We start from the raw sequence: 13,336 nt of genomic DNA, 5'->3' as shown, positions 1-13,336 counted from the left end.
ATGATGGGCAAAAATACGCAAATTTATTATCTAAAGAAATATAAAAATACAAACAGGTAAACCCAGAGCGCATCCAGAAAGTGCCAAAAGGTGGCACCTAGCTCAATTCCAAGCATTTGCCCCTTTTTGTATCGTTGTTTAAAATGGTTATAAATTACAACCAAAAGCACTATCAGTCCGGCTGTAAGGTGAGCAAGATGTAATAACACTACCACATAAATAAACGAAGTGGTAATTGTACTCTCACTTCCTGTAAAATAATACCCAGATGCTATAATTTCTGAAAAACTTCTGAATTGCAGATCAACAAAAACAATCCCTAGAGCCAATGTAGTTAATAACAGTACCGTAGCTTGCGAACGACTTCCCTTTAAAATAGCACTTTTTGCAAGCATAAAGGTGATACTACTCACTATAATAACTAAAGTACTCCAGTACAAGGTATCTGGTAATTCAAAATCTGAGATCCAGTCTGGCCTGCTCTTACTAACCACATAGGCACTGGTGATACCCGCAAACATCATTACCATACTGGCAATACCAAACCATAACATCATTTTTTTGGCTCTGCCAATTTTATGGTCATGGGTCTCTTGTGTTATATCCATTGTCTTAAAAATTTATCCAGTACATAAACGATCTGCAAAAGTGTGATATAGGAAACACTTGCAAACATTAATTTTTTAGCTGAAACCGCATCACGATTCTTATATAATTTGAAGGCATAATATAACATCCCTAAACCTAGCACTAATATAATAGCCCCTGCATAAGGTGTTAAGAACAGTCTTCCTGTAACCCCAAAAACAGGGATTAAGGAAACCAAAATAGTCCAAACTGTATATAATATCACTTGAATAGCTGTGCCCTTATCTCTTTTTCCTGTTGGGAGCATAAAGAATCCGCCTTTTTTATAATCATCGAACAACCACCAGCCAATAGCCCAAAAATGAGGAAATTGCCAGAAGAACTGGATCATAAAAAGTGTTCCCGGCTCTATACTAAATTCATTGGTTGCTGCTACCCATCCTAACATAAAAGGAATAGCTCCTGGAAATGCTCCAACAAATACAGATAATGGTGTTCTGGTTTTAAGTGGTGTATAAACACTCACATATAAAAATATACTAATTGCCCCAAACATAGCTGTTTTCGGGTTGATGATATAAAGAACTATCAGGCCAATGATAGTTAGAGTACTTGCAATTACAAAAGCCGTATTCACAGACATTCTTCCCGCAGGTATAGGTCTGTTTTTAGTACGATCCATCAATACATCAAGATCCTTCTCTATAATTTGATTGTAGGCATTAGATGCGCCTACCATACAATAGCCTCCAATAGCCAATAACAATACGGTAACAAAATTAACCGCTTCTGCCCCTAGAAAATATCCAGCAACAGATGAAAAAACCACACTTATGGCCAATCGCATTTTAGTGATCTCCTTAAAATCTGAAAGTACTGATACAGAAGGGGTATGTACGCTTATATTACTCAAAAAAAGCAATTTTATATTTGGTGCAAAGATACTTCTTAATTGTGTTTTAACAAGAATGTGAAAAAGTTAATTTCAAGAACTTCATCTACTTGAAAAAAAAAGGCCAAATCGATTTATCAGTATTTGAGATAAGAACAATAAAGCTTACTTGTTATTTATGATAAACTCTTATAACTAATGAGCTAAACTAACAGAATAACTTCATTTATTGCAACAGCTAGATCAACTGTTAATATTCGTAATACCAGTTAAATATATCTGTTCTAAGTCCCACATTGAACCAAACCGTATTCTCTTTAAAGATAAGATCGGTGTTTACCTGAGGATTGAAATTTCTATAAATAAGGCTTCCAAACACTTTAAGATTGGTCACCGGATTTATAATATATCCTGCTTCCACTTCAGAAAACAAAGTAGTGGTAGTATTTCCCTGCCCAATTTTCACCCCATCCTCAAAGGCTCTGTCGCGCTCACTCCGATAAATGTTACCTCCATAATACCTATCGTCACTTCCATCATCAAAATCGAAACCGCGTTTCCCATAGATCACTTTTGCACTTCCAAAAATTCGGTCTTTCCTATATCTTGCAATTCCTATGATCTCTCTAAAATTAGCGCCCCATAAATGAGCTAAAGATTGATTGTTATGACCATAATTTAATACAATAGAATTGTGAGAATAAGTGTAAGGCCTAACTTGATTATATTCTGCCTGTAAATAAAGATCCGGCACATTAAAGGCATCAAAATATTTAACTCCTAACTGGTAGCCTAATTTATTTTTCCAGCTTTGGTTTCCTCCAAAGACCTTTTCAGTAGAAAATTCATCTATGATCCATTGCCCATAAAGATTGATCTGATCACTCAATTTATATTTCCCAGTGATTCCAATAATAGCATTCCCACCTCTGGCGCCTGTGGAGAACTCGATCGATCTATAAAAAATGACCGGATTTAGATAATTAACATCGAAACCACGGCCATTATCATTTTGCCAAATAACCGACTCAAATAAACCAAGATTAAATCTTTTAGTTAGATTCAAACTCAAGTAGTGATTGGCCATGTATTTGGTTCTATAAGAACCTTCCTCCACCACTTCTCCCCTCACGTCACGAAGAGACATAAAGGTATTGGTATATTTAAGCTTCCAGAAACTGGTGTTGAATTTCAAATACGGATAAGGACTGGCAATATCACTCATCAACAAAGAGCGATAGCCATCTCCAATAAAGTTCTTTCCGTGCCCGAATTGTACATCGAAGAAATCTGAAACTTTATAAGACAAATATCCTTCAGCAACAGGAAAATCATAACCATCATCTAAAAACTCTTTAGCAATACCTCTGCCGGGAACAACCGCAGGGTTACCTCCAAAAGGACCAATACTTTCAGCATACCGGTTAAAATAATCGGCAAAACGGGCCTGACTTTCAAAAACCACGGTATAGAAATTGAAATTCTCCCCCAATCCTCCTTGAAAAATGGCACCACGAGTATTGTTATAGGTAAATGCAACATCACTCTGGAAATTCTTCCCAATCTGAAGGTCTAAAACTACATCTCCAGTAAACCAGTAATTTTCCCCCTGAAAATTGACTAAATGCTCATCCCATATCTTTCTTCCAAGCCAAGAATCACGAGTCTTGCCTTGCTCAAATTCAGCATCAAAATCGTAATACTTAGAAACTTCATTATACAAATAAGGCTTGGTAGCAGTATGACTATTGTTTCCAACTCTATTCATTTCTGCATCAAATCTATTGTAGCGCTCATGAGAAAGTGGCACAAATAAATTGCTAGAATTTCTTTGGCTGACAAATGGTTCGGAGACTATACTATCATATTCTGTAAGTGTGTTTTTCTTCTGAACAGATCTGCTCTCGTTTGCAGTTCCAGCTTCAGTCGAAGGCGATAACATTTCAGTATATCCAATGGGAATCTTAAGAGGAAATCGAAATTGAGCGTATGCAGGCTTTCCATTATAAGTTGCAGGTGAAATAGTAGGTAACTCTTCAAAAACCCGTTGAATCTCTTCTTTTAGTTCTGAATAGATCGCGTCTATATAAAGCACTTTGAACTTTCCTTCTTTGGTAACTTCAAAAAGAACTATGGCTTCCCCTTTATAATTTTCTTCGGAAACCTTTGAGGGCAACTGAAAGTTCGCGGTCACCATTTTCATTAAGGTATTCTTAAAACAAGCTTCCTCACCACTAAAATCTATTTCTGAACATTCAGAAAAAGAGGGATAGGTTTCGAATTCAGAAAATCCATCTTGCGAAAATGCATTATAGGAAATAAAACAGAGAAGTAGGAATCCAATGTATTTCATAAAAGGAGCAGAGATATTATAGTGTGATACAGCCGAAAGATACCAAAATTTTTATTCTTCCATCTAAAACCACTCTAAACAAAAAATTCCCAAACTGCAAAGCAATTTGGGAATTGTATATAATTTTAAAGTGTCTTAATCCTGAACTTGGAACACAATAGGTAAAGAGTACATTACACCTACTGGCTTACCTCTTTGTCTACCCGGTTGCATTTTAGGAAGAGCGTTTATAACTCTTGCTGCCTCTTGCTCCAATCTTGGGTGTGGTGCACGAGAACGTACATCTGTAATGTTACCGTTCTTGTCTATTTTAAACTGAACAATTACTCGGTTAACTCCACTTAATCCTAATTGACTACCTAAGTCTGTATTAAATTTTCTTTGTACAAATTCCTGTACCTTCTCACTCATACATTTCTTACGTTGGTCATTGTTAGCTAAATTTTCACAACCTGGGAAAATTGGCACATTTTCAATAACAGCAAATGGTACATCTGCAATTACTTCTTCTACAGGAGCTTCAACAACTTCCTTAACCTCAACGATCTCGTCTTGATTAGTTTCTGTAGATTCAATTATATCTTCCTCTACTTCTGCTTCATCTTCAACAACTTCAATTATTTCTGGAGCTGGTGGTGGTGGTGGTGGTGGTGGTGGTGTGTTCAGAATTTCCGTGATTGGAATTTCTTCATCATCTAGATCACCAAGGTCTAATTGACCTATGTCTAAATTATCTTTATCGTAAGTTTTCCATTCTATAGCTTGCCATGCAATAAATAAGACTAAAATAAGTCCAAACTGAAGAAAGAAAACACTTTTCTTTGATAAATCGGCTTTAGGATTTTTCTTGGGTTTCATAATTCGATACTAATTAATAAGGGTTGCTAAAGTAAAAATTTTTTTCATAAAAATGAATTAATCTTATGTTTTAAGCGTTTAAAGAATTTTAAAAATCCTAGACACATGCCCAACGCCAATAAAACTCCGATACTATTTGCCAGCATATCAGCCCAATCCGGGTCTCGATAATCTGTAAGAGCTCCTTGTAAAACCTCAATTAACATACCAAAGAGTATAATTAAGATCGAAATGTTAAAAAAACCCTTAATCTTAAGGCTTTCTTCCTGGATTTTAAACAAATAGTAAAAAAACCACACAAAAGCCAAAACAAAATATGCACCTAAATGCATCATTTTATCTGTAGGATTAAAATCTCCAATAGAGATCTTACCCAATTGAATTAAGGACAAAGAGGTGATTAATAAGGTATAAAATACCGCAATTATTAATAATATTCTAGCCCCCAATAAAATCTTTATAATCTTCTGGGCTCATTAAACCCGCAATCTCGTCTTCATCAGATATTTTTATCTTGACCATCCATCCATCTCCGTAAGGATCTGTATTTACTTTTTCTGGAGCATCTTCAAGACTTTCATTAAATTCAATAATCTCACCGGCAAGAGGCAAAAATAGATCTGATACAGTTTTTACGGCTTCAACAGTCCCAAAAACTTCTTCTCGCTCCATAGTCTCTCCAACGGTTTCCACTTCAACATAGACTATGTCACCAAGTTCTCCTTGCGCGAAATCTGTAACGCCAATTGTGGCAACATTCCCATCGATTTTCACCCATTCGTGATCTTTGGTGTACTTTAATTCATGTGGTATATTCATCATTTTGTTTTTTTCTAAGTGCACAAAGTTAATTTATTCTTAGGTCTGTTCAAATAGCTACCTATTAATTTCCGAAATTATATCTCAAAGTGAACCCAGAACGAATAGTTGTTTGCGGGAAGGCTGTAGAGATAGCATATTCAGAGAAGGTATGATCATAATAAAACAAGGCCGTTAAATTTTTTGATATCGCATAATCTGCTACAAAATTAATTGCCCAGAGGTCTTGTCCTGCGATCACTTGGTTATTACCAAGATCCAGATACCTAATGATATTTATATTTTTTCTGTAAGCAACATCGGCTTTAAAATTAAGATCGCTACTCAGAACGCGCTGTTTGCCACCAAAATTAGTTGCAATCTTAAGATCTTTAATTCTATATCCTAAGCCTAATATATACTCATTCCCTTTTACTTCTGTTAGCAAGTTATTATCAAAACTCAAAGACATAGTTCTGTCTTTCTTAATTTCAGCCAATATTCTAATCGCTTCTGTGGTTTCCAGATCTACTCTAACCAACGGGCTAAAAAGCTCTGTTAGATTTATATTTGCAAATAAAAGTTCATTTTTAAAGTTATTAGCCTGATTAAATTCAAAAGGATCGCTAGGGTTGTAATCTAAATTAGATTGAAACTGATTAATCGTATATCCTGCACGATATCCATGACTTAGAGAGAACCTTCTAAAATTCTTTTTAAACCAATCCAATCGCATTAAACCGGTGTATTTAAGATCCCAGTTAGGCAATGGCACATTTCTAAAAGCGCCCAATTTTACTGAAGAAGCACTTTGCCCTGTATACGCAGCTAGAAATGCTGGCAATAAAACAGCCTGATTAGTTTTTCCATAACCTACTGGGAAACCATCTGCATCTACATCATTAAGATCCCTGCCATTTTCTGATGCCAATCGTTGCGCAACTTCCAATCTATTCTCTCTAAAACTGTCGAATGTTTCAGAAAATTGCTGATCGTTTTTCTGAAAAGCACTCTTTATAAGAACTGTTGAAATGTTGAAATTTCCGAAAGTATAAGGGCTCAAAGATTGATATTCCAGACTTGTTGGATTAATTTTATAACTTTCATTATATGTTTCTGAATATATTCTACTAGCATTTAGATCTATTATAAGATCTGGGATCAAACTCAAAGATGCCTGCATATCCAATTGCTTATTTTGAACCGAAGTATACTGCTGATTGAATTCCTGATATAATGTCAACCAGCCGTTTCTTGCAGCGATACCTCTAACATCATTTTGGCTTCCCAAAGTAAAACCTGTTGTAGGTCTAAGCGTTCCCAAAAAACCTATACTAGGGGTATAACCAGGTAAAAAGATACCTCTATTTTCTCGGTAGGTTACTTGCACTCGCTTTAGAGCAGTTACAAGACCTAAAACGGTGTTGTAAGTCTTATCAGATCTAGGCTTTGTGGCATTCTCCTCTTCCTTAGTCTCATTTGGTGATTTTGGTACAGCTGCGCTACGAGCTTTAATGGAGTTTGCTTTAGATACTCTTGGCACAAGATTTAGATATTTGTATAAACCTTGCATATCCATATTCGCATTAATCTGGTGAATGCTTGAATTTTGAACTGAATTCCCTAAATCTGGAATACCTTCTAACTGATCGAAGATCTGAGACCCGCGTTGCCATTGAAAGTCTCCCGTATAGGAATAAGTAGTTTTAATGAATTCTAAGATCGGGATCTTAGCGAATGGTAATTCATAATTCACTTGTAGCGATTGAAAATGCTGATTAGGAGTTCCTGTTTCAAAAAATCCGTCCCATATACCAATGCTGTTATCCACAAAATTATCTTCAGTGAAATAATTTCTCACCAATCTGTTGTTGGTTGCACTAAAACTAAACTGAAGGGATTTTGTTAAATTATAATTTATCCGGTATTGCCAGTCGAACATAAAATTCCGTTGATACAATGTTGGTATCCCTATATCATTTTCATTTAAAGATAACTCTCTAAATTTTTGCTCGTTATATTGTCTAAAAATATTTGACCCTAAAGATATATTGGTAGGCAATAGATTCACATTAAAATCTTTTACCAAAGAATAATAATCGCTACTATCTAAAGCTTTTATGTTTTTGAATGGCTCCAGAGTTAGCGGCAAAAATCCGTAATCGTAGGTTGCTCCTACCCTTACATTTTGACTCAACGCATCTTCAATTTCAAAATCGCGATGGTCAACTTGATTGTAAGAAGTAGAAAAAGCGAAATTTTCTATATCATAAGGCATAGGTTTTTTATCTCCTACTCGTTCCTTTCTTAAACCAATAACATTTATACTCTGTCTTTTGGTATAAGATTCAGATTGTTCTCTCACTAGATCCCGCTCGTCCGGATCTGTAGTATCATCTAGCCTTGTTTGAAGTTCCAGATCTAAGAACTCCTGATCGAATTTAGGCGTAATTAACTCTTCTCCTCTACTATAATTAAAAGGAATTTGAACTCCCCATTTTTGTGGTAATAATTGCCCCGCGTTTATATTGGTAACTACATCATATTGCTGAAGATCTTCCCTACTTCTCTGATTTGGTCCTTCTTCCAAAGCTCCAAATCCAATAGTGCTTTTTCTTCCTGTTGCAGATACCGTTGCAAAATCTGCAATGTTGGTGTCCATATTTACAATAGCTGCCCAACCCCCTTCATTATCCAGATCAGATAATCTCAATTCATTGAACCATACTTCTCCGCAAATATCTGAGGCAGTATTTTCAGGGCTTCCATTTTTTACCCCAAGCATTAATAATCTTACATTTCCAAAACTCGGGTTTCCTTTTATCCCTATTCTAAGTTGCCCAACTTCATATGGGTCATTAGAATTTACAAGATTTACTTCTTCATTAAAATAATTCAACTCTGTGGGAATCAAAGAAGGATCACCCAAAACTTTAGTTTTCACCTGTTGTAGTAAATCTAACCTCAACAAAAGCCTGTTCGCTTCAGGCCAAATTTCTTCAGCAGAAGTAGCACCAGGCAAAGTAGCAGTTAGCGGCACTTCAATTTGATAATAGTTATCTGTAAAATCGGTTCCTATTCTTACAAAAGCAATTAATTGCCCATCTTTTAGAGCGATCTCGTTTACAAATGATTCGGCATGCAAGAACATTTCCAAATTCTTATACTGGCGCATATCCACTTGGAAATTCTTATAAACTGCCCGAGCAGCTTGTGGCTCTAAATCGCAAGTTCTAATAGAAAGCGACTGCTCATTCTGACGTATATTTGTGTTATTATTGAATAATTCCTCGCGGTTCACCCCTGGAGGCAATACATAAGGAATTGGTTCACGATTTTCATTCTCTTCTATATTCACAGCAGAAACCTCAAACAAAGTTCCTTCTTCTATAGGTTCATTTGGCTCATCTGGATTCAAACTTTGATTGTATCTTCTATAATCTCCACGAACCAGATCCATTGTTCCAAATCTCAAAACAGTTTCCTGTTCAAAGTCTGTTAAGAAAAGTCGCATAAACCGAATCGATCTAAAATCTGCAATACCACCTTTAGTATCTGTAGGTTCAAAAATTGGCACTTTAAACTGTATCCATCTAACTGGAATATCCTGACCATTCGGAAGCGGGGCATCCAATTCCCTCACATCGGTAATATATGGATTATTAGAAGCATTCATTCCAGGGAAGATCTTCACATCATACTGAAAATAACTATTAATAGTATTCATAGTATTATCACTGTTGAGATCCTCAGTGGTTGGCAAGGTGGTATTACCTCTATTGGTGTCAGTTATATCTGTTGGAGAATTTCCCTGTGTTCCATTATAATTTCTATATCGATCTACAATATTTCCGGTCCTATTTAGAAAATATTCGTAGTTATCTGCTGCAGGATCTGGAAGGTTTCCAAAGGCTGAAAATTTTATGGCTTCTTCCGCATCTCCTAATCCATCAAATCCTGCATCTTGATTAATTCTTGCCTGACCTTGCGTATCAAAGGCATATATTAGAGATTGATCTGCCGGTACTTTGGCAAATTCAGTGATAACGGTGTTTTCGGGTCCACCGTCCGGTGGAAGCCCATTTTCATATTGTTTTCTTCCGTCTTTAAGTACATCTTCAGATACATTTCCTAAGTTGAAACTAATAGTCCCTCCAGGGTTTCCCGCATTTTCAGAATAAATAAAGGGATCCATCATCCAGAATTCAATAAATTCCACATTGGTCTGCTCAAAATTGGTAGAGGTAATTGCTCTGGAAATACCTGCAAAATTTTCCTTAGGATTGTTCAAAGAATTTCCACCCGCAGCTGCCGGATTAAAGTTATAAGGGCCACGAGTAGTTGGTGAAAAAGCAAGATCCATTGTATAGATTACCTGTGGCTGTCCCTGGATCACATCTGTATTAGGGAATATTTCATTTAGAAAAACCCTTCTAGTTGCAAAATTAGAGAGATCAGCATCCGTGATCCCATTTGGTCTTCTACTGCTATAAAAAATAGGGTCTATTGTATACCAAGACAAATTTGCCCTTTTATATCCTACAGCTAAGTCTCCGTTGCTTAGTTCTCCTCCAAAATCTAAAGGCACACTGGAGAGTTCCCAGCTTAAAGGGTTATTTATTGAGATAGAAGTTTGAGATGCTTCAAAATCGTCTATATAAGTGGTAGCTTTTTGGTCAAAGTCATTTACTTGTGGCGCTCCTGGCTGTAAATAGGCAAATTCTCCACGAATAGAAAAATTAGAAGCAACATCGGTATCAATATTCGGCAACTTATTTATCAGTCTGGTTAAAAATGGCACTTCTGTGCTATAAGCAGCATTTAAGCCATAAATGGAGTTGTTAACCGGCTCATAACTATAATTGGCCTTTTGAGTAAGCGGGCGTTCTTTTAAATTCAAAAATGTCCCTCCAACTAATAATTTTTCGTTGAACTGGTGTTCAATATTAATCCCCGTAAACCTTTTAGATTGCTGCCCAAATAAGGCGTTGTTTTCTGTAGATACCTGAATTGGAATATCTGAAGCTAATAAAGATTCATCTATAATTTGTACTCTCCCTAACTGATAATTCACCACATAATCTACCCCTTCCTGTAAAACTCTTCCTCCCGCAGTAACGGTTACCGAACCTTGAGGTAAATTAAAACCCACTGGAATCCCATCCACTTGAGAGGATTTGTACCTCCCTTTTAACTGAAATTTATTTTTATCGGCGTCTTCTTGCTCTGCCTGAATCTTCGTGGTACGATATAAAGACCTAAACACATACTCTCGCTGATTATCATTATAAGTTTCGGGCAAATTATAATCTTCACCTCCAGCATTAGGGTTAGTGTCCAACTTATCAAATAAATACTCTCCAAATGGTTCTACTGTTGTAAAAATAACCAAGCCATTTTGTGGATTAATAGTAATTCCAGGCACATAATCGAAAAAGCCATCGCCTCCATTTACAGGATCGTTATTGTCATTTAGTTTATCGAGATTGAATACACGAAGCAAGGTAGTTTCTGCAACATCTTCAGGCAATGGAACTCCAGATCCCGGAGCTGGAGATAAATAATTTTGTGGCTGTGGATCTGTATATAAAATATTTAATCTGAAGTCAGCTCGTTCTAATTGAAAAGCACCTAAAGCATAGATATTTTTCATCATTAGATCCCAAACTGGTTCGTTCACATTGGTAAGTGTGCTTTTTAGCATCTTTACCACTAAGTTCTGATTAATCCTAACTTCATTATCACCAAACTGCGTATTAGCATCTACCCCATCATTGGCGAATTCACCCACTTGATACACTTGCCCGTTTACCGTATATTGAAAAGCAACTCCTAAAACCTCATCATTACTTAATCTTTGATTAAGGCTTATATAACCAAGTCTCTGATCGAAAGTGAATTCATTTGGCTTTAATTGCCTGGCGTTCTCGAGTTTTGCGTAATCTTCACCTTCAGAAACCACAACTCCACCAAAACCGCTCTGGATTGTAGAAATGTCTCGTATTGCAGGAGTTAAAATAGATTCTCCAGAACCCGTTATTCCAAAGGGGTTAAAATCGTTATTAGGGTTATTTGGAAATGCTCCCGCAGGTCTATTAAAGAAGCCAGCTGGAGGGTTGTTCAAACCTATATTACCAGGAACATTCACCTCTCCAAGATCTTGAATAGCAACTATATTTCGGGTATCATTTAAACTCTGAATATTATTAGTACGGTTTGTTACCCAAACCTGAATTCTCTGAATTTGAATATTACTATTGATAAATGGATAATTCTGAAGTGCCTGATTATAATTATCCCGGAAGTAATGAGCTAAGAAAAAGTGTCTGTCTTGATCGTAATCTATAGCGAATTTCTCAAATTCTTCAACAGTTGCTCCACCCTCCACATTTACAGTTCTCCGCTCAGATTTTTGTTCAGAAAAAACTCCCGTAACACGCGTTTTCCCAAATTGCAATTCTGTTTTAAATCCGAATAAACTTTGTGCTCCCTGAATAAGAGCACTATTTAAAGGCATATTTACATTCCCAACTTCAATTTTCTGAACAATATCATCTTCATTGGGTGTATATTCCAACTTTAATTGGTTCTGAAAATCGAAGGTAGATTCGGTATCGTAATTTGCGAGCACTCTTAATTTTGTTCCAACATTTCCTAACAAACTAAGTTGGATCCTTTGGTCAAAATCGAATGTGAGGTTACTTCTATTTCTTGGGGAAAAAGATGGATTATCCTGTTTTGTATAAAGTAGCCCAAGATCCATAGCAACACTTCCTTGAGGTACCACTTCTATTTCTTTGCCACCAAAAACACTTTCAAAAAAACCTGAATTCACATAATAACTTGGGAGAAGATCTTGCTGAGCTTCAGGATCTCCTTCTCTATTTTCAGAAATGGCGTTATTTTTTTCCTTGAAATAATTACGAATCTCTTCCTGAATAACCAACTCTTGATATTCCTCTGGTGTAAGAATTAAAGGAATAGACAAATTATAAGTCCCAAGTTTTTCAGTATAAATATATCTATTAAGAATAGGGTCATACTCATATCCTGCTACAATACTTGCAGGATTGGGCAAAGACAAGGTGCCGGTTGCATAACCAGTGCGGGTAGAATCTTGAGCCACAAGAGTATCTTGCGCATACAAACTTGGAGAAGAGGCAAATAACCAGAAAATCCCAAGCAGAGATGTTAATTGCAGTTTCGAGTAATTATTCCTCAAGATTAGTTAGTATGAAATTATAAATTCTTTAATGCTAATTTTATTATTGTTTCTACGGTAGGGTCTTCTGTAGCGTCTTTCATAATGCGGTCTACCACTTTTTCGGCAGATTTTCTCACAAAACCTAAAGTCTCTAATGCAGATAACGCTTCTTCTTTATTTGTATTGCTCTGAGAGATGAAAACCTCCCCTTCTCCAAAGACCTTTAAAACCTTATCCTTTAGATCTAAAATTACGCGTTGGGAAGTTTTTGCGCCAATCCCTTTAATGCTCTGGATAGTGGCAACATCACCAGAAGCAATGGCATCCATTATTTGCTTTGGATCTAAAGAAGACAACATAGTACGTGCAATGCTAGCGCCAATACCAGAAACAGAGACTAGCAATCTGAACAATTCTCGCTCAGATTTCTCCATAAATCCGAATAATGTATGTGAGTCTTCTTTTACTTGTAAATGGGTATAAAGGCTTATCGCTTCTGAAGCGTTTTTAAGCAAGGCAAATGTGTGTAAAGAAATGTGCAAAAAATATCCTACTCCATTGCAATCTATTACAACATAAGTAGGATTTTTTTCTATTAACTGTCCTTTAAGGTGATGGATCATGTATTTAAAAAAAAATGTTA

Annotated in this window: 8 protein-coding genes; all 8 read right to left on the bottom strand. The window is 36.2% G+C overall.

Annotated elements, in window-relative coordinates; genetic code table 11:
- Positions 1-26 precede the first annotated feature (26 nt).
- Positions 27-608, bottom strand: a complete 582-nt coding sequence (locus ES724_RS04280) for a cytochrome c oxidase subunit 3 (RefSeq protein WP_146930037.1) — start codon at positions 606-608, stop codon at positions 27-29.
- Positions 599-1,501: a heme o synthase gene (cyoE, locus tag ES724_RS04275; protein ID WP_026837457.1), complete on the bottom strand. Its 903-nt coding sequence runs from the start codon at positions 1,499-1,501 to the stop codon at positions 599-601. Before cyoE ends, ES724_RS04280 begins: the two co-directional genes overlap by 10 nt.
- Positions 1,502-1,730: 229 nt before the next feature.
- The gene (locus ES724_RS04270) at positions 1,731-3,833 is read right to left on the bottom strand and encodes a gliding motility protein RemB (protein WP_146930034.1); all 2,103 of its coding nucleotides are present in this window, start codon (positions 3,831-3,833) and stop codon (positions 1,731-1,733) included.
- Between the two features lie 135 nt (positions 3,834-3,968).
- Entirely contained in the window at positions 3,969-4,691 is a 723-nt protein-coding gene (locus tag ES724_RS04265; RefSeq protein WP_146930032.1) for an energy transducer TonB, read from the bottom strand.
- 44 nt (positions 4,692-4,735) lie between these two features.
- Complete coding sequence (locus tag ES724_RS04260; RefSeq protein WP_246136816.1) at positions 4,736-5,083, bottom strand: VanZ family protein; 348 nt, start codon at positions 5,081-5,083, stop codon at positions 4,736-4,738.
- Positions 5,084-5,129: 46 nt separating this feature from the next.
- On the bottom strand, positions 5,130-5,510 hold the full coding sequence (gcvH, locus tag ES724_RS04255) for a glycine cleavage system protein GcvH (RefSeq protein ID WP_026837453.1): 381 nt from the start codon (positions 5,508-5,510) through the stop codon (positions 5,130-5,132).
- 64 nt (positions 5,511-5,574) lie between these two features.
- Positions 5,575-12,711: a T9SS outer membrane translocon Sov/SprA gene (gene sov, locus ES724_RS04250; RefSeq protein ID WP_394345066.1), complete on the bottom strand. Its 7,137-nt coding sequence runs from the start codon at positions 12,709-12,711 to the stop codon at positions 5,575-5,577.
- Positions 12,712-12,728: 17 nt separating this feature from the next.
- Entirely contained in the window at positions 12,729-13,316 is a 588-nt protein-coding gene (ruvA, locus tag ES724_RS04245; RefSeq protein ID WP_146930029.1) for a Holliday junction branch migration protein RuvA, read from the bottom strand.
- Positions 13,317-13,336: the final 20 nt, after the last annotated feature.

It is taken from the genome of Gillisia hiemivivida, assembly GCF_007997295.1.
In the GTDB taxonomy this organism is placed as follows: domain Bacteria; phylum Bacteroidota; class Bacteroidia; order Flavobacteriales; family Flavobacteriaceae; genus Gillisia; species Gillisia hiemivivida.
Note: the sequence above shows the minus strand (reverse complement) of the source record. Positions and strands in the feature narration are given on the sequence as shown.

Bases quoted from the DNA above. Each gene is read 5' to 3' on its own strand.
- ES724_RS04280 (WP_146930037.1), bottom strand. From the start codon at position 608: ATGGATATAACACAAGAGACCCATGACCATAAAATTGGCAGAGCCAAA.
- ES724_RS04270 (WP_146930034.1), bottom strand. From the start codon at position 3,833: ATGAAATACATTGGATTCCTACTTCTCTGTTTTATTTCCTATAATGCA.
- ES724_RS04265 (WP_146930032.1), bottom strand. From the start codon at position 4,691: ATGAAACCCAAGAAAAATCCTAAAGCCGATTTATCAAAGAAAAGTGTT.
- gcvH (WP_026837453.1), bottom strand. From the start codon at position 5,510: ATGAATATACCACATGAATTAAAGTACACCAAAGATCACGAATGGGTG.
- ruvA (WP_146930029.1), bottom strand. From the start codon at position 13,316: ATGATCCATCACCTTAAAGGACAGTTAATAGAAAAAAATCCTACTTAT.